The organism is Odoribacter laneus YIT 12061 (assembly GCF_000243215.1).
GTDB lineage: Bacteria > Bacteroidota > Bacteroidia > Bacteroidales > Marinifilaceae > Culturomica > Culturomica lanea.
Genome location: NZ_JH594596.1, coordinates 2,202,689 through 2,220,826, shown reverse-complemented (window position 1 = coordinate 2,220,826; position 18,138 = coordinate 2,202,689). Strand labels below are relative to the sequence as shown.

Annotated in this window: 15 protein-coding genes and 1 tRNA gene; 11 read left to right on the top strand and 5 right to left on the bottom strand. The window is 41.5% G+C overall.

Annotated elements, in window-relative coordinates; translation table 11 throughout:
• Positions 1-256: 256 nt before the first annotated feature.
• From HMPREF9449_RS15905 to HMPREF9449_RS09270, 6 genes are all read left to right on the top strand, one after another.
• Entirely contained in the window at positions 257-1,774 is a 1,518-nt protein-coding gene (locus HMPREF9449_RS15905; protein ID WP_009137002.1) for a leucine-rich repeat protein, read from the top strand.
• A gap of 26 nt (positions 1,775-1,800) precedes the next feature.
• Positions 1,801-3,744, top strand: coding sequence for a BACON domain-containing protein (locus HMPREF9449_RS09290; protein ID WP_009137001.1), 1,944 nt, complete (start codon positions 1,801-1,803; stop codon positions 3,742-3,744).
• Between the two features lie 303 nt (positions 3,745-4,047).
• On the top strand, positions 4,048-6,864 hold the full coding sequence (locus HMPREF9449_RS09285; protein WP_009137000.1) for a TonB-dependent receptor: 2,817 nt from the start codon (positions 4,048-4,050) through the stop codon (positions 6,862-6,864).
• A gap of 36 nt (positions 6,865-6,900) precedes the next feature.
• Positions 6,901-7,872, top strand: a complete 972-nt coding sequence (locus tag HMPREF9449_RS09280; protein ID WP_009136999.1) for a metallophosphoesterase — start codon at positions 6,901-6,903, stop codon at positions 7,870-7,872.
• A gap of 310 nt (positions 7,873-8,182) precedes the next feature.
• A tRNA-Ser gene (locus HMPREF9449_RS09275) sits at positions 8,183-8,273 on the top strand.
• Positions 8,274-8,468: 195 nt separating this feature from the next.
• Complete coding sequence (locus HMPREF9449_RS09270) at positions 8,469-8,696, top strand: hypothetical protein (RefSeq protein WP_009136997.1); 228 nt, start codon at positions 8,469-8,471, stop codon at positions 8,694-8,696.
• 126 nt (positions 8,697-8,822) lie between these two features.
• On the opposite strand, the gene HMPREF9449_RS09265 is transcribed toward HMPREF9449_RS09270, so the two are convergent.
• The 3 genes from HMPREF9449_RS09265 to HMPREF9449_RS09255 form a co-directional block, all read right to left on the bottom strand.
• The gene (locus HMPREF9449_RS09265; protein WP_009136996.1) at positions 8,823-9,653 is read right to left on the bottom strand and encodes a helix-turn-helix domain-containing protein; all 831 of its coding nucleotides are present in this window, start codon (positions 9,651-9,653) and stop codon (positions 8,823-8,825) included.
• 318 nt (positions 9,654-9,971) lie between these two features.
• On the bottom strand, positions 9,972-10,892 hold the full coding sequence (locus HMPREF9449_RS09260; RefSeq protein WP_009136995.1) for an alpha/beta hydrolase: 921 nt from the start codon (positions 10,890-10,892) through the stop codon (positions 9,972-9,974).
• 569 nt (positions 10,893-11,461) lie between these two features.
• Complete coding sequence (locus HMPREF9449_RS09255; protein WP_009136994.1) at positions 11,462-11,878, bottom strand: hypothetical protein; 417 nt, start codon at positions 11,876-11,878, stop codon at positions 11,462-11,464.
• Positions 11,879-12,452: 574 nt separating this feature from the next.
• Between HMPREF9449_RS09255 and HMPREF9449_RS09250 the strand changes: the two genes are divergently transcribed.
• From HMPREF9449_RS09250 to HMPREF9449_RS09230, 5 genes are all read left to right on the top strand, one after another.
• On the top strand, positions 12,453-12,722 hold the full coding sequence (locus tag HMPREF9449_RS09250) for a GNAT family N-acetyltransferase (protein ID WP_009136992.1): 270 nt from the start codon (positions 12,453-12,455) through the stop codon (positions 12,720-12,722).
• Positions 12,719-13,438, top strand: coding sequence for an MBL fold metallo-hydrolase (locus HMPREF9449_RS09245; RefSeq protein WP_009136991.1), 720 nt, complete (start codon positions 12,719-12,721; stop codon positions 13,436-13,438). Before HMPREF9449_RS09250 ends, HMPREF9449_RS09245 begins: the two co-directional genes overlap by 4 nt.
• Before the next feature lie 45 nt (positions 13,439-13,483).
• On the top strand, positions 13,484-13,864 hold the full coding sequence (locus tag HMPREF9449_RS09240) for a VOC family protein (protein ID WP_009136990.1): 381 nt from the start codon (positions 13,484-13,486) through the stop codon (positions 13,862-13,864).
• 113 nt (positions 13,865-13,977) lie between these two features.
• Positions 13,978-14,634, top strand: coding sequence for a fructose-6-phosphate aldolase (gene fsa / locus HMPREF9449_RS09235; protein ID WP_009136989.1), 657 nt, complete (start codon positions 13,978-13,980; stop codon positions 14,632-14,634).
• A gap of 6 nt (positions 14,635-14,640) precedes the next feature.
• Positions 14,641-15,246, top strand: coding sequence for an L-threonylcarbamoyladenylate synthase (locus HMPREF9449_RS09230; RefSeq protein WP_009136988.1), 606 nt, complete (start codon positions 14,641-14,643; stop codon positions 15,244-15,246).
• A 10-nt stretch (positions 15,247-15,256) separates the two neighbouring features.
• Here the strand turns inward: HMPREF9449_RS09230 and HMPREF9449_RS09225 are convergent, their stop codons facing one another.
• Complete coding sequence (locus tag HMPREF9449_RS09225; RefSeq protein WP_009136987.1) at positions 15,257-16,705, bottom strand: TrkH family potassium uptake protein; 1,449 nt, start codon at positions 16,703-16,705, stop codon at positions 15,257-15,259.
• Positions 16,702-18,045, bottom strand: a complete 1,344-nt coding sequence (gene trkA, locus HMPREF9449_RS09220; RefSeq protein ID WP_009136986.1) for a Trk system potassium transporter TrkA — start codon at positions 18,043-18,045, stop codon at positions 16,702-16,704. The genes HMPREF9449_RS09225 and trkA overlap by 4 nt, the downstream gene beginning before the upstream one ends.
• Positions 18,046-18,138: the final 93 nt, after the last annotated feature.

Genomic DNA, 18,138 nt, shown 5'->3' with positions numbered 1-18,138 from the left:
AACGAACAATTTTTTTAGATAAAAAATAAACTTAATACTCACTAAACTGAATAGCCTATGAAAAACTTATTGACTTTGTTGATAATTGCCTTTTGTGTATTTCCGTCGCCTTAAAAGGTAGAGACTTTTTAGTTTCCAATCTTTCAATATTAAAAAGTTAATAAATAACTTTTTATTTTTTTTGTGTCTAACGAAAACGATTGCGTTTAGTTTGACCGATCATTTTAATAAATAAATATACAAAACCAATTATGCTATGAAAAAACTTTACCTCCTATTGGGGATAGCCGCATTATTCGCTTGTAGTGACGATAATACGGAACCTCCTGTTCCTGCGCCTGTCGAACCGGATAAGGCTACTATTGAATTAGACGTGACGAATGTACAACTTCCCCGTTCAGGCGGTTCTGCAGAAGTAACTGTTACGGCAAATTATGACGACTGGGATTTTAAAAACACTGAAAGTTGGCTTTCAGTACAGAAATCGGGAAACAAACTTATTTTTTCGGCTAACGAAAATACAACTTCTGAGCGTAATACGGCAACAGTTGCTGTTACTGTTCTGGGAGAAGGGGAGGAGAATACCGCTTCTGCTACGATCAACGTAGTACAGAATGATGCTTCCCTTATTATCGAAATAAAGCTGGACCGGGACGGGTTAACGATGGTTGCTCCGGTATTGGGGATGTTGGAGTGTACGATAGACTGGGGAGATGGTAAAACAGAACCTCTTACGGGAAATATCGATGGAGTGTTTTCTTTTCAACCTACTCATTTTTATGAAAAAAGCGGAACCTATCAAATCCGCATTTACGGATTTATGCCAAGGATAGGCATTGGATCTCCTTTTACCGATGTAGAATTAGCTTATATAACTTCTGTGATACAGTGGGGAAATACGGGCCTTACTTCCATGCAAAATGCTCTCAAGGGTTGTGTTAACCTGACGAGTATCCCCTCTGATACAGATGGGTCCTTTACAAACGTAACCACTTTCTCCAATGCTTTTTATGGTTGTACATCGCTTCGGGAAATTCCGGCCGATCTGTTTGTCAATTGCGATAAGGTGGAAACATTCTCATTTTGCTTCGACGATGCAGGATTGGAATCCATTCCTGCTGGCTTGTTCGATAATTGTATAGCCACGGAAACTTTTGCTTCTGTATTTTCCGGTTGTCCCCTTATTTCCATACCGGATGAACTGTTTGTCAAGTGCGTGTCGGCAAAAACATTCAGTAGTGTATTTTTCGGTTGTCAGTTCTTGCAAAGTATTCCGGAAAATTTGTTTAAGGGTTGTGAAAAGGCTGAAGCATTTACATATGCTTTCCGGCAATGCCCTTCGCTGACGGAAATACCGGAAGGATTATTTAGTCCATGCCCGCTTGCTAAAGATTTTGCAGGCCTCTTTACCATGTGTTATTCTCTGGCAAGTATTCCGGAAGGATTGTTTGCGAATAATCCGAAAGCTGAGAATTTTAATTACAGCTTTACGGAATGTACTTCTCTGACCGAGATACCGGCCGGATTGTTCGATTCGAACCGGGCTGTGAAAAGTTTCCAGGCCACTTTCCGCAATTGTATACGGCTAAGCAGTGAAACGCCTTATACTACAATAGAAGGTAAAAAGGTACACCTTTACGAGCGCAGCAAGTATCCGGGACAGTTCATTGCTCCGAGTATATATGAGTATTGTTTCAGTAATTGTACTGAACTGATGGATTATGAATATATGCAGCAAAATTATCCTGATTGGTCAAAGCCCTATCTGAGGTAAAACCGTAACACATAAAATTAAGACAAATGAAAAAATATATAAGATATATAACCGCCCTGTTTGCGGTATTGGCTTTGGCAGCATGTTCCGATGACAAGGAACCTGCTTTTGTGCCGGCTTCGTTTGAACTGACTCCGGGAGAGGGAGCAGCAGTTACTATTGCTCCAGACGGTACTACCGGTAGCGTGAGATTTTCTTATGAAAAGGATTCTGTTACCATTCAGGTAAAGACAAATCAGGAAGATTGGCAGTATACTGTAGAACAACCTGCGGAGCATTTTTCCGTTACCCGGGAAGGAGATAAACTGACGATAGCGGTTCCGGAAAATAAAACGTCCCTTCCTTATAAAGCTACTATTACTTTAAATACAGGCACTGAGAGCAATTTTGCCAGTTGTGTATTATCTCTTTCTCAGGACCCGACGCCGGATCCTGAAATAACGATAGAACCGGGCAGTGTGATGTTTCCTGCTAAAGGTGGTGAAGCGGAGTTGACTGTTACGACCAATCGGGAACATTGGACTGTACGTAAATTGGCGGACAATAATACCGATAATTTTATGTTTATATCCAAAATAGACGATAAAGTGATGGTAATGGCCCGGGAAAACCGTACTCCCTTGGCATTAAACGGTACGCTCGTTGTCACTTCCGGAGAGGGTGAAAATACCATCGAAGCAGAGATTCCTGTTACTCAGGAAGCTGCACCCCGGATAAAGGTAAATGTAAACAAATCAACCCTAAACTTCACCTCTGAAGGAGGGGAAGAGACAATAGCGGTGACTGCAGAAAATGTTGGAGATTGGAATTTCTCATGCAATGACAAATGGTTAAAAGTGGAACGCCAGGGGAATAATCTTATTGTTACTGCTCCGGTAAATCATTCTGCGAATACTCCTTCTGCCAAAATATTGGTGTATGCAGGAGATAAAAATTATAATTATGACGAACGCACTATTACCGTTCAACAGGAAGGTTGGGAAAATGCCGGAGCTTTGGTATTCGAGCTTACTATTCCCGAACCGCAGGACGGAGGGGTTACAGCCCTGTTGCCCTTGGTTGGTTTGACGAACTGTTCGATCGACTGGGGAGACGGCAGCGAAATCGATCATCCGACCGAAAAAATTCCATCCCACGTCTATGCTGCGGCCGGCGTATATCAGGTAGCCGTGAAAGGAGGAGTCGAGAGAATATTCAGCCAGGATTCCAAGTTTACTTATCCGTACAGAGAAGCTAAGAATTATATAACGGCTGTATTGAATTGGGGAAATACCGCTCTTAATTCAATGGAAAAAGCATTTTATAATCTGCAAAACCTGAAGAGTATTCCGGAAGATACAGAAGGTGCTTTCTCTGGTGTCACGACTTTTTATAATGCATTCAGTGGATGTGCGGCACTAGAATCTATACCTGCTGGTTTATTTACACATGCAAAGATTGCTACGGATTTTACTAGTTGCTTTCAAGATTGTGAAGCCGTTAAGGCAATACCCGCCGGTTTGTTTGCAAACTGTGAATCTGCAGAAAAGTTCTACGGCACATTCTACAGTTGCGCGGAACTTCTATCTGTACCTGATGAATTATTTGCCGGGCATTCTAAGGTGACTGCATTTACCCGTTTGTTTGGTTATTGTTCCAATTTGGAATCTGTCGGAAAGGATGTTTTTAAAGGTTGTACTGAAAACACCTCTTTCAATCAAATATTTATTGGTTGCGGAAAACTAGAATCCGTGCCGGTCGACATCTTTGACGATTGCCGTAAGGTAACGGATTTCCGGTTCGCATTCCGTTATGGTTCATCTTTGAAAGGAGAATCTCCTTATACCCTGATCGACGGTAAGAAAGTACATCTTTACGAACGGAATTCCTATTTGAGTCATTTCTCGGAAGTCAGTACTTATCAAAATTGTTTTTCCGGTTGTACGGGACTTTCCGATTATGATGCCATCGTTGAAAGCGGGTGGAATTAATCCTTCTTCCTTGCTGTAAAAAACCGGCCGAAAAGTAAAACTTTCGGCCGGTTTTGTCTATTTATAGCCTACCTGTATAATATACATAAAAATCATCCAAAATTTTCTGCCATTTTCCATCTGTTACTTGTCTTGTGATCCCTTCTTCCTTTAAACTAAAAGTTTGTATTATTTCTTCTTTGAATAAGTCATGTGAGGTATATGTAAAATCTTAACAGCTTTTTAATAATGCCGTTACCAGAGCGAAACAATAGAAAAATATTTTTGTCAACAAATTTAATGATTTAACTAACATTAACATTTATGAGAAAGTTTTTATTCTTATTGTTTTTCACGGCTCTTGTCCAGAGCATGATGGCTCAGGATGGGGGGGTAATTTCGGGTACGGTTGCTGAAGAAAGTTCGAGACGTACATTGCCGGGAGCATTCTTGGCACTTGACAAACTGAATCGTTATACAGTGTCGGACAAAAATGGTTATTTCGAATTTCTCAATGTGCCCGCTGGAAATTATAAAATTACGGTATCATATTTGGGATATTGCCCCGCATTGCAGGATGTAACGGTAAAGGTCGGAGAAAATACGAAGCTCGTTTTCGAAATGGTAGAAGACGTTCAGGTTCTCGATGAAGTCGTTGTGATGGGCGATATGATCCGTGGTCAGGCTAAAGCATTCAACCAGCAGAAAACCAACAAGAACATTACCAATGTGATCTCTTCGGACCAAGTAGGCCGTTTCCCCGATGCTAATATAGGTGATGCTCTGAAACGCGTACCGGGCATCACGATGCAGAACGACCAGGGCGAAGCCCGTAATATTATTATCCGCGGTCTGGCTTCCGAGCTCAATTCGGTAACGCTCAACGGAAGTCGTATCCCCTCGGCCGAAGGAGACAACCGCAAGGTGCAGATGGACCTGATCCCCTCGGATATGATACAGACGATTCAGGTAAACAAAACCCTTACTCCCGACATGGACGGTGATGCCATCGGAGGTTCGGTCGATCTGGTAACCCGTGCGGCTTCAGGAGCCCAGCGTATTTCGATCACTGCCTACGGCGGTTACAACCCTATTCGCGACGGAGCTACCGGAGCCGGATCGCTCGTCTACTCCAACCGTTTCGCCAATGGTAAAGTGGGGGTCGTTCTTTCTGCTTCCTATATGAATAAGGACTACGGTTCGGATAATATCGAAGGGGTATGGACCGAAGACGATAACGGCAACGTTTACCTCGAAGAGATGGATATCCGTAAATACGACGTACAGCGTATCCGCCGCAGTATTGCCCTCAATACCGACTGGAAAATCAACGACAACAATACGATCGCCTTTGACGCTATGTACAACTGGCGCGACGACCGTGAAAACCGTTATCGCACCACTTATCAGGATATCGAGCCTGTATACGGATCGAACGGGAGCATTACGGGGTATACCGGAGGTATTTCACGCGAAACGAAAGGAGGAATCGACGACCGCCGCAACAAAAAACGCCGTCTCGAAGATCAGCGCGTCCAGAGTTATGCCCTGACGGGTACGCATCTCATTTCCCCTAAATTCGACTTGGACTGGAACTTCAGTTATGCCAAAGCTAGCGAAGATCGTCCTCACGAACGCTATATCGAGTACGTTCAGGAAGGACTTTCCATGACGCAGAATCTTTCGGATCCTTACAAACCCTACATCTTGGCATCGGGCCAGGATCCCGCCCAGTTCGTATTCGACAAATTGACCGAACAACACGACTATACCGATGAGGATGAATATGCGGTTAAGGTCAACGCCCGCATTCCGCTTACCGCCATCGCCGATCAGAAAGGACGTCTGCATTTTGGTCTCCGCGCTCGCATCAAGAGTAAAGATCGCAATAACAACTTTTATGAATATACTCCTTTGGCCGGGCTTCCCCCTCTCAGCGGCATGAATACCGTTATTTATGATAAACATTTGGTACAGGGCAAACACTACGTTCCGGGAACTTTCGTATCGAATAAATGGCTCGGAAACGTAGACCTCTATAACGGATCAGAGTATGAAGCAGAGGCTGACCCGTCGGAATATCTGGTGAGCAACTACAAAGCCAATGAACAGATTTACGCCGGTTATCTGCGTTGGGATCAGAATATTACTCAGAACCTGATGTTTATTGCCGGGGCCCGGGTGGAACATACCCGTGTGGACTACAAAGGAGCCTATTCGCTTAACGAGGAATACGACAATACGGGCATGAACAAGATGGAAAATGACTATACCAACGTATTGCCTAGTGTCACGTTGATGTGGAACGCCGGCGAGCGTATGGTGGTGCGTGGTGCCTTCTCCACAGCTCTTGCCCGTCCGAACTACTACACCTTGGTGCCTTTCGCCGATGTGAAAGCGGAAGACCGCGAGATACAAGCCGGGAATCCCGGTTTGAAAGCGACTTACTCTTATAATGTAGACCTGATCGGAGAGTATTATTTCAAATCAGTTGGTATCCTCTCGGCCGGGCTTTTCTATAAGAATCTGAACAATTTTATTTACAACTACCTGGATGCTAGTTATACGACCGATAAGTTTGCGGCTGACTTTCCCGATCTGCCCAATCCCATTCCCATGGACGAGCAGTGGCGGATGGTACGCCCTCTGAATGGCGACAACGTGGACCTGTTCGGTTTCGAAGTGGCCCTTCAGCGTAAATTCGATTTCTTTAACTCGAAATTCCTGAGCAATTTTAACGCTATGCTCAATTATACCTATACTTACTCCAAGACTAAAGGCGTATATAATGAGGATGGTGAAGAACGTACCGATGTGAAACTGCCCGGCACAGCTCCCCATATGTTCAATGCCTCGCTGGCATGGGAGAACAGGCGTTTTTCAGCCCGTGTATCACTCAACTATACCGGAGGGTATATCGATGAAGTAGGCGGAGACCCTTTCGAAGACCATTATTACGACCATCAGCTTTTCCTTGATGCCAATGCGTCCTACCTTATCGGCAAAGGAATTCGCATCTTCGCTGAAGCGAACAACCTTACCAATCAACCGTTGCGCTATTATCAAGGTATCCGCAGCCGCATGGCCCAGTTGGAGTATTACCAGGGAACCTTTAACTTAGGAGTCAAATGGGATTTCTGATTGTAAACATTACCAACAATAATACATAGTAATATCATGAAAAATATAAAGATTACTGCATTCTTGCTGTTACTCTGTGTGTTTGCGTCGAACTTATGTCTGCAGGCACAAATAAAGAACACCGTTTCGTACGAACGACTGGACTCGCTGTTGGACGATCATTTCAACTTCATCGTCGCCAATGATCTGGGGCGTAACGGTTATTACGACCAAAAAATTATAGCCGAACGGATGGGCGAATTGGCAGAAAATACGGGTATCGAATTTATAGCTGCGGCCGGAGATATTCACCATTTCGAGGGGGTGGCCAGTGTAAACGATCCGCTTTGGATGACCAATTACGAGTTGATTTATGCCCATCCTGAACTGATGATCGACTGGTTTCCGATTTTGGGTAATCACGAGTACCGCGGCAATACACAGGCGGTGCTTGACTATAGCAAGGTCAGCCGCCGCTGGAGTATGCCGGGACGCTATTATGCCAAATCTTTCAAATTGGATGGAAACGCTACTCTTAAGCTGATTTTTATCGATACGACGCCTCTGATCGACAAATACCACAAAGAAGCTGAAGAATCGTACCCCGATGTGGCTACTCAAGATATCGATCGTCAGCTCCAATGGCTCGATTCTATACTCAACGCATCCGACGAAACCTGGAAGGTCGTTATCGGTCACCATCCCATTTATGCCCAGACGCCGAAAGACGAAATCGAACGCGAGAACATGCAGCAACGGGTCGATCCTCTGTTGCGTAAATACGGCGTCGACCTCTATGTCTGCGGCCATATTCACAATTTCCAGCACCTCAAACCAGCCGATAGTCGGATAGATTACGTGGTCAATACGTCGGGATCACTTAGCCGCAAGGTATTGCCTGTAGAGGGGACGGTCTTCTGTAGTTCAGAAACCGGCTTTTCGATTGTTTCCGTTTCGGACAAAGAACTGAAACTTTACATGCTGGACAAAAATTGCAATATCTTGCATACGGTGGACTGTGAGAAATAATATACGATCCTTATGATACCGGAATCGGCGCAGAAAACTTTCGCGCCGGTTTTTTATTAGTTGGAGGGATTTCTATTTGCTGGGGATATGCTAAAGTATTGAAACTTATTCCCTTTACTGGTTTTGAATCGATGAGAGAAGAAAAGTTAAATTTTACATCCGTGTCAGCTGAAATATCTAAGTTATTTAAGATCATCTCTGAATAACTTTTTTACAAGAAAACCGGTATAAAAAATGACATAAAAGTTTGTTAGTTTAATTTAAAGCACTACTTTTGTGACCGCAAGAATGCAATATTATTCAGCATCCCGGAGAGATGGGTGAGTGGCTGAAACCAACAGTTTGCTAAACTGTCGTATCCGATTAGGGTACCGGGGGTTCGAATCCCCCTCTCTCCGCCAGATTATCAATGAGTTACAAAGTCCAGTTTACTTTGTAACTTTTTTTTTACACAGTAGGGACGTGCCCTAATGTGTAATTTTTGAGATAGTGTTTGATAGATAGTGGATAGTGTTTCAAAAAGGATAGTGTTTCAAAAAGTGTGTAAATCCCAAGTTTAATTATTTTTGTAATGCAACTTTCAAAAATGAATTATTATGGAATTTACACAGGAACAAATTTCGGAAATAATTTCTGAAATCACAAATGGGGAAGAAGGTTTACAAGGTCTTGTGAAACAAGGAGTAGAAAATTTAATAGACAGTATTCCCGAATCCGTTACCCTTTTCTGGGCGGACAAAAACGGTAGCGAATTGTCTGCAAATGACTGCAGAACGTTTCAATTTTGTAAATTACATAAATATCTCGTATTTAGTTGGGTGTAACTTATGAATAAGAGGTTGAGAAGAGTATAATTAAAGTCTTTTTTATTTGAAAAAGATACAAAATAGAATAGAGGTATCTTTTTTCCGCTCCTATCCTATAAGTTAAATACTATTATTTTGAAAGAATCAAGCCTTCACATTGGAGGGGGAATATCCGAACTTCTTTTTATAAGCGGTAGAGAAGTGAGAAAGGTTCTTGAGACCGACTTCCAGGTAGACTTCTGATACTTTCTTTTTCTCATGCAGCAATTTCTCCTGTGCGACCTTTAGTCTTTTTTCTATCAGCCACTTTTGCGGGGGAAGATCACTTATCTTTCTGAAATCGCGTTTGAAAGCGGCAAGACTCCGGCCTGTATAATGGGCAATGTCTTCAATTGTCAGATCGTAGGCGTAGTTCTTTTCCATAAACTCTAGTAAGTCGATCTTCCAAGGGGCGTTAAAGTCGAATAAATTTGGGTAAAACTGTTCATTTATCTCTAACAAAGCATATACGCCTTCCTGTAATTTCGTATTGATAACGCGCTCCGTAGGTGGGGTAGAACTGTCGAAATAAGGACGCATCGATTGAAACAGACTGGCTATGGCAGGTGTCTGCGGAAGCCTTATCACACTTTGGGTAGGCTTTTGTATTTGTAAAGGCAATTTCTTTTTGTCCATAGCCTGATAGAACTGCCGTAAAAAATCTCTTTTGAAAATCATGGATATGCCGATGAACTTCTCTTTCCCTTTGGGTTGTTTCGTCAGGCTAATACGGTTGTCTTTCCGCAGGAACACACATTCCCCTTTCCGGATTTTAGTAGTAGTCATCCCTTCCTGCAGCAACATCTCGCCCGAACAGATATAAACCAAAGCATGGTCTTTTACCATGCTCCAGCAGCCCCGTTCATTGTCTGTATAACAACTGAAAAATATATCGGAATAATTGAATACCTTCGGTTCGTTGATCGTAAATTCCATATCGTTTCTTTTTCTTACAAAAATAGTGCAAATCGAATACTGTATCAAATCTATAGGAATGCGGTTGAGAGGTAACTATTTTATAAAAAAATCTGAATAGCAATAAATGAAGAGATATAACCTCTGTTTTCGTCTCCCTTCATTATTGCTATTTACTTATATTTAGTTGTTTTCTTTGCACAGTATCTGGGCCATATATTTTCTCCTGTCGGTTTCTCCTCCTTTGGGAGAGAGAATTCTATGAGAGCCTTTTCAAGCAGATAATGGGCTTTCTCAAATAAGGTTTGTTTTGCTCAGAATGACAGCAACGTTCTGCGTTTATACATTTTTTCTGAAAAAAGGAATCAGCACAGACACGGCTTCCTCCACATATTGCGGAACATCATACATTTGCATATGGTTTGCTCCTTCTACGATATAAAGGTTTTTCTCCTTGCTTGCGGCCCGATTGTACAAATCTTCACTGTACCATTTACTGCCTGCCAGACTTCCGGTCACAATCTGTAAAGGCTGTGTCAGGAATACCTCTGCCATATTATAGGCATCGTAAGTTACCAATTGGGTGAAAGATCTGACGAGAGCAACACTCGGTGCCGTAGAACATTGGGCACGTGGAGTACGGTAATATTCCCATGCTTCTTCCATCTCCTTGTCGGGAGCTGCTTCTTTTGTAACCGGTGCCAGCGGAAAACTTGCCGGTTTCGCACCCTTTGCTTCTGCGGTACGGGCTGCAGCTCCGCCCATCAGCATGGGGAATGCGTCTTCTGTTTTTTGACTGCCGTCCCATCCGTTACGGAACATTGCACCGATGTTGACAGCACTCACTGTTCCCACGGCTTTTATACGATGATCATTGATAGCGGCATTGGCTGTATATCCGCCTCCGGCACAGATGCCCATTGCGCCGATTCTTTCTTCGTCTACGTAAGGTAGCGTTGTCAGATAGTCAATAACGGCACTGATATCTTCCGTCCGTATATAAGGATTTTCCAACTGTCGGGGTTCGCCTGTGCTTTCGCCCTGATAAGAGGCGTCATAAGCAATAGTGATAAAACCTGCTTCAGCCAGTTTTTGAGCATACAGTCCTGCTGTTTGCTCCTTTACCCCCCCTCCGGGATGTGTAACTACAATGGCCGGATATTTATTATTTTTATCAAATTCCTCCGGGAAATTAATGACAGCCGTTAGGGTAATACCTTGGCCGTTCTTGTTCTCGAATTGTACTTTTTGTGGTGACATAATGTTACTTTATTAAAAGGTTCGTATTATGTTTAGTTTTCCAGACTAAATTATTTATACAAAAATAAAAACGGATGCATCGTTTTGTTTTTCTCTACGGCTCAAATAATGTTTTCCCTACAGCTCAATCCGAAGCAATGTCTCGCTTTTTGATTCCAGTATTCCAACAGAAAACTTCGATTACAAATACTTGTTTTCTGTCAAAAACTTTCCCTCTGCCAAGCCAAAGAAAGTAATCGAATTTCCTTATTTGAGCTATAAAAGTCCGAAGTAAGATTATTTTTTATTGGCAATCTGTGATTTTTACGGAAAATTAATCGAATGTGTTATTATATGGTAGACGATTCCACTGGATTTAAAACGAGCGAAAGCAAAACATGACTGAAAACCGAAAGAAAAATAATTTGAACGAAGGGTATCTTTTTTTCTCTTATACAAATTCCTAGAGATACATTTTTGTAATAAGAGCGGAAGAGGTCGGGAAAAAAAGAATGACAACAAACCGTCCCCCTGTTATAAGAGAGACGGTTGTTTTTATGACTAAAGCTTTTTATAAGAAATAAAAAGAATTAATGTTGGGTTTTTCCGTGGAGACTATCATAATCATCGGAAATACCGGTAGTGCGGGTACGGTCGTGCTCATCGGTATTCCAATTGGAACGATCGGCTTCCCGGTTAGCTTCGTGAGCTTTATCTATTTTCTTTTCTGCTTTATCTATTTTTTTCTCTGCTTTGTCTTCTTTCCGTTCTGCTGTGTTGTAATTTCCTTTGATGCGTTCTTCAGCGGCTTCGCTATAAGCTTTATCTGCCTTATCTAATTTTTTATCAGCCTTGTCTATTTTTCTTTCGGCTTTGTCGGTCTGCCGGTCTGCATAATCGGTAACATTGTCTTTGAGATTGTCTTCCATTCTCTCCACCCGGTCGGAATGAATTCTATTTTCTTCTTCACTCCGAAATCTGTTTTCATCATTTCTCAAATTATTCATGGCTTTCTGATTTAAAAATTTATTTGTTTTGCTACTATTTTAAACGGATCGCTGGGTTAAATGTTTCCCAATAATAGATTATGTTTATTAATTATTTTGTTGTGAATCAATAATATATGCTATGGGATTCTAATAAATGTAAATTTTTATATGTTTCCCCCAGGAAGACAGTCTATAAACGAACTTTATCTGAGTTAGAGAAAGTGAAAAATCAGGAAAAGGAAAAATTGTTTTAGGTAATTCAGTTTTATAGTGTTTTTGAGGTTAGCTTATATCCTTTTTTAATGATGGTACGGATTTTTAAAATTTTCCAGAGAATTTGCTGAATGCAAGGCATTATCGTTATATTTTATACCGGCCTTTGCTTATTTATTTTTCTCGAATGACGGTCTATCCCGGGGGAGTTTGCCTTAACCTGTACCTGAATATATAAATAAAAAATTCAAATCTTTTGAGGTCATTCTTCCGGGAGGGATGTTTATAGGGTTGCTTTTTGATTGACGAAGTTATGATTCTAGCTTCGTTATCTATTTCTGAAAATTTACGTACATAAGGAAAATTAAATAGGAAAGAAATGGAAATTGAAGTAAAACACAATGAAAAAGAGCATCGTTTTGAATGCGTAAAAGAAGGGCAGTTGGCTTATGTAGAATATAAAAAAATTCCGGATGGAATGGATTTTATTGCTACTTTTGTTCCGGAAGAGCTTCGGGGAAAAGGAGTCGGTTCCGCTTTGGCAAAAGCGGCTTTGCGTTATGCTGAAGGCAAACGGATGAAAGTGGTAGCCAGCTGTCCTTTTATTCGTTCTTATATCGAAAAACATATGAAATGGAGTAAGGTATGAAACTTATTTACATTTATCACAGCGGATTTATTCTTCAAGGGACGGATTTTGTTGCGGTGATAGATTATTATAAAGCAGGGAATCCTGAAAATGAAAAATTTATCTCGGAATTGCTGATGCATTATCCGGGGCGTTTATATGTATTCGTATCGCATGCTCATCCGGATCATTTTAATCCTGTAATTCTTCAGTGGAGAAGGCAGCGGCCGGATTTGCGTTATATTTTTTCGGAAGACATACAGCTCCCTGCCGATAGCTTGCCGGAACATCGTGTTTTTATGAAGAAATTAGAAACCTGGCAGGATGAAATTCTGAGGGTAAAGGCTTTTGGATCAACAGATATCGGGATTTCTTTTTTGATAGAGGGAGAAGAAAAGCGGATATTTCATGCGGGCGATTTGAACAATTGGCATTGGGCGGAAGAATCGACAGCGGAAGAATCCCGTGAAAGTGAAGATCATTTTTTGCGGGAATTGGATTGCTTGGCGGGAGAAGTGGAACAGGTAGATATGGCCCTTTTTCCTGTGGATCCCCGCTTGGGTAAAGATTATATGCGTGGTGCCTGTCAGTTTATTGATCGGATTCATCCCCGTTGGTTTGCTCCCATGCATTTTTGGGAAAAGTACGGGAAGGCGAATGCTCTCCGGAAATATGCGGAAGAGAGAGGTTGCCGGTTTGTTGCCTGGACCCATCCCGGACAATATGTGGAATTCTGAGCCTGTAAGCTACTAGAAAGTTAAAACGGACTTAAATATAAAAAAATGGAAATAAGGAGCAGATTTGACCATTATAATTTTAATGTAATGGATTTAGAAAGAAGCATACGGTTTTATGCAGAGGCTTTAGGTTTGAAGGAAGTAAGGCGTAAAGTCGCAGAGGATAAATCTTTTGTATTGGTATATCTGGGAGATGGAAAAACAGATTTTACTTTAGAACTGACATGGTTAAAAGATCGGAAAGAGCCTTATGATTTAGGTGAAGGTGAGTTTCATCTTTGTATGCGGGTGGATGGAGATTATGAAGAAGTGAGAGCGTATCATCGCCAAAAGGGATGGATATGTTATGAAAACAAAGAGATGGGGTTGTATTTTATTGCTGATCCGGACGGATATTGGATTGAGATATTGCCGGACCGGCAATAACGAACAAAATAAATTATTTTCTTCCAGTAGTTTTATTGCCGATAAAATTCTAATTTTGCTTCGCTACTGACAATAGATTTATGTATTTTGATACTAATTAATTCAACCAGATTATGAAATTTTTTATCGACACGGCAAATTTGGATCAAATTCGTGAGGCTAACGAACTTGGAGTATTGGATGGAGTAACGACGAACCCTTCGTTGATGGCTAAAGAAGGGATAAGAGGGGAAGAAAATTGCAGGAAACATTATATCGCCATTTGTGAGATTGTAAAAGGTGATGTAAGTGCTGAAGTAATTTCTACGGATTACGAAGGGATGATCAAAGAGGGGACTGAGTTGGCTGCTTTGCATCCGAATATTGTCGTAAAAGTGCCTTGTATTGCGGATGGTATCCGGGCTATTAAGTATTTTACGGACAACGGAATTCGTACAAATTGTACATTGGTGTTTTCTCCGGGCCAAGCTTTATTGGCTGCTAAGGCCGGAGCTACCTACGTATCTCCTTTTGTCGGTCGGTTGGATGATATTGCCAGTGATGGAATCGAGCTAGTCGAAAAAATAGTCGATATGTATCGTTATTATGGTTTCCAGACCCAGGTTTTGGCTGCTTCTATTCGTTCTACTCAGCACATTATCCAGTGTATACAAGCCGGAGCGGATGTCGCAACTTGTCCGTTAAGTGCCATTAAAGGACTTTTAAAGCATCCCTTGACAGACAGTGGTTTGGCTAAATTTTTAGAGGATTATCGCAAGGTAAATTCATAAAAATATATGCTTATAAAATTATTTGAGGATAATCCCAATCAAAGGGATATCCTCAAAATTACAGCTGTACTGAAGCGAGGTGGAGTGATCATTTATCCGACCGATACGGTTTATGCCATGGGATGTGCTATAAACCAGGTAAAAGCAGTTCAGCGGGTATGCGCTTTAAAAGGTGTAAAACCTGAAAAGGCAGATTTTTCGATGATTTGCCGGGATCTGAGTGAAATTGCACTCTATGCCAAAGTCAGTAATGAGGTTTTTAAAATCATGAAAAGGCATTTGCCTGGGCCTTTTACTTTTATTTTGAATGCGACGACCAAGTTACCGAATGTTTTGATGAACAGGCGGAAAACAATAGGTGTCAGAATTCCGGATAATTATATTGTCAGGGCGATTGTGGAGGAGTTGGGACATCCTTTACTCACTACTTCCATACACGATGATGATGAAATAGTGGAATATATGACAGATCCGGAATTAATTCATGAGCGGTATTGTAAGTCGGTGGATTTAGTGATAGACGGTGGATTCGGTCAAAATGTCGCTTCTACTGTCGTCGATTGCACAGGAGATGAGATCTCGGTACTGCGGCAGGGGATCGGTGAATTATAAAAAAAACGCTTTATTTTTTCCAGAAAGCTTTTGTAAACAGGACGAGTACTGTAAATACTTCCAAACGTCCGATTAGCATAAGAGCGGCTAAAAATAACTTTGCAACGTCGCTGAGGTGGGCAAAATTATCCATAGGTCCGAGACTTCCGAATCCGGGGCCGATATTACTTAAACTGGTGATGACGGCACTACAGGCTGTAGCAATGTCTTCCGTAAAAAAGGCCATAATAACACTTCCGATGCTAAATACAATTATAAACAATATAAAAAATCCCATCACACTCGTCATAATCGTGGGGTGTACACTTTTGTCATTGTATTTTACATTAATAACGGCATTCGGATGAATAATCCGTTTCATTTCTGTAAAAGAATTTTTGAAAAGCAGTACGACCCGGATTACTTTAATTCCGCCGGCTGTAGAACTGGCACAAGAACCGATAAACATCAGTATAAAGAGAATCAGTCCTAATAAGGTCGGCCAGTAGAGGTAATCGGCCGTAGCAAATCCTGTTGTCGTCATGATACTGACAACTTGAAATAAGGCATCCCGGATGCATTTTTCTTCTTCTCCCCAGTTTGCCCAGTAAAGACCTGTAGCTATAATCGTTGTTGCTCCAAGGATGAGGATCATATACCAGCGGAATTCTTCATCGAGTAAGAGTTTTTTTACGTCTCCTTTTAAGGCAGCGTAAAAAAGGCCGAAATTCGTAGCCGCAATACACATGAAGACAATGATAACATATTGTATATAAGGGGAATTCCAATAAGCAATACTATCCTGTTTTGTGGAAAATCCTCCGGTTGCCATTGTCGTAAAGGAATGGCAGATCGCGTCAAAGATACCCATTCCTCCGATAGAGAGCAGTACGGCTTCCAAAAGCGTGAAAAAAAGATAGAACAGCCAGAGTTTTCGGGCTGAAGAATAAAAAGTAGCTGCCATTTTATTGTGAGTAGGTCCCGGGACTTCTGCTACATAAAGGTCCCGTCCTTCTATCCCTAAGCTGGGTAATATCGCCAAGAAAAGTACGGCAATACCCAAACCTCCCAACCATTGTGTCATGGACCGCCAGAACAGGGAAGCATGAGGGAGAGCTTCTATATCGTTTAATATGGAGGAACCGGTTGTCGTAAATCCGGACATCGTTTCAAAAAAGGCGTCCGGAAAAGAAGGTATTGTATTCCCTAGAATAAAAGGAAGGCAACCGAATAAAGAAAAAAAGAGCCAGATAAAAGTAACCGTAAAATAACCGTCTTTTTTAGCAAGTACCTTGTCGTTCGCTTTTATGCCGAAGGCCATAATTGCTCCTGTTCCTCCGGTAATTAATGTGGAATACAGAAAAGCGAGAGTATCGTTTTCTCTGTAAAGGAGGGAAATCAGTACACAGAGTAAAAAACAGGCACTTTCGATCAGCATTAATTTGCCGAGGAGGTTTATGATAAACCGGATATTTATCATCTTTGAAAATATTTTATGACTTTTTTGATGGCTGATTGAAGGGCAAAAATAACAACATTATCTCCGGCTTGGATTTGTACGTCTCCTTTCGCAATAATTGTTTCACTTCCCCGTATGACTCCTCCTATAATAGCACCTTCCGGAAAATTCATGTCTTTTAATTGATGTTTGGTGATTTTAGAACCGGTTTCGGCTTCCATTTCGAATACCTCTGCTTCTGAAAAAGTAAGGAATTTCAAATGTTTCACGTCTACATTCATCGTGTAGCGATAAATATGCGAAGCTACGATTAGCTTCGTATTAATCAGGGTACCGATACCGATATTTTCAGCCAGATCAATATAATCGATATTTTCTACTTCTGCTACACTTTTTTTCACGCCCATTTTTTTGGCCAACAGACAAGAAAGAATATTGGTTTCTGAGGAATGGGTTACGCTGATAAAAGCATCGATGTTTTTAATACCTTCTTCCCGTAAAAGAGTCATATCCCGTCCGTCTCCGTTGATGATCAGCGTAGACTTGAGCCTGTCTGCTAACTGAATACATTTTTCCCGGTCTTTTTCGATAATCTTTACATTGTAGTGTTTTTCCAGTAAGGAAGCGGCCTTAATTCCGATACGGGAAGCTCCGACAATGACAATATTTTTGATTTCAAATTGTTCTTTCCCACATAAGGCAAATACATTGTGGACAAAAGTGGGTTTGGTGACGACAAAAATAAGATCTCCGTATTTTAATGTATCATTTCCGCGGGGAATAATGGTTCTGTTGTCGCGTTTAACGGCTACCAGACGAAATTCGTCGGCTCCGTATACCTCTCCCATCTTTGCTAAAGTATGGTTCAGGATCAGTGCGTTATCCCATAATTTGATCCCGATAAGTATCAAACGGCCGTCGGAAAATTCATGTAATTGCCGGGAACCAATTTGTTTTAAAGAAGCGACGATTTCTTCTGCTGCTAGTCTTTCTGGATAGATAAGGGTGTCTATACCGATAGATCTCAGGTATTCGGCATTTTCGCTTTCCAGATACTCGCTATTGTTTACACGGGCGATTGTACGTTTTGCACCTAGTTTTTTAGCGAGGATAGCGGAATTAATGTTTTGGTCTTCTGACGTATTGACAGCTATATAAAGGTCGCATTTCCCGACCTGTGCGTCTTTAAGAGCTCCTATGGACGTACAGGATCCGACAACGGACATGATGTCCAGTTGACTTTCCAAATTTTCGATTTTTGCCGGATCCGAGTCGATAAGCAGAATGTTATGCTCCTGTCTGCTGAGCATCTTGGCAAGATGTGTTCCTACAGCTCCGGCTCCTGCTATCACAATATTCATAGATCTGTTTTTTCCGTGTGATTAAGACTGCAAATTTAAATTAAAAGCAATTGAATCTTACAATAAACGGGTATTTATTTTAATGTTTTGCAA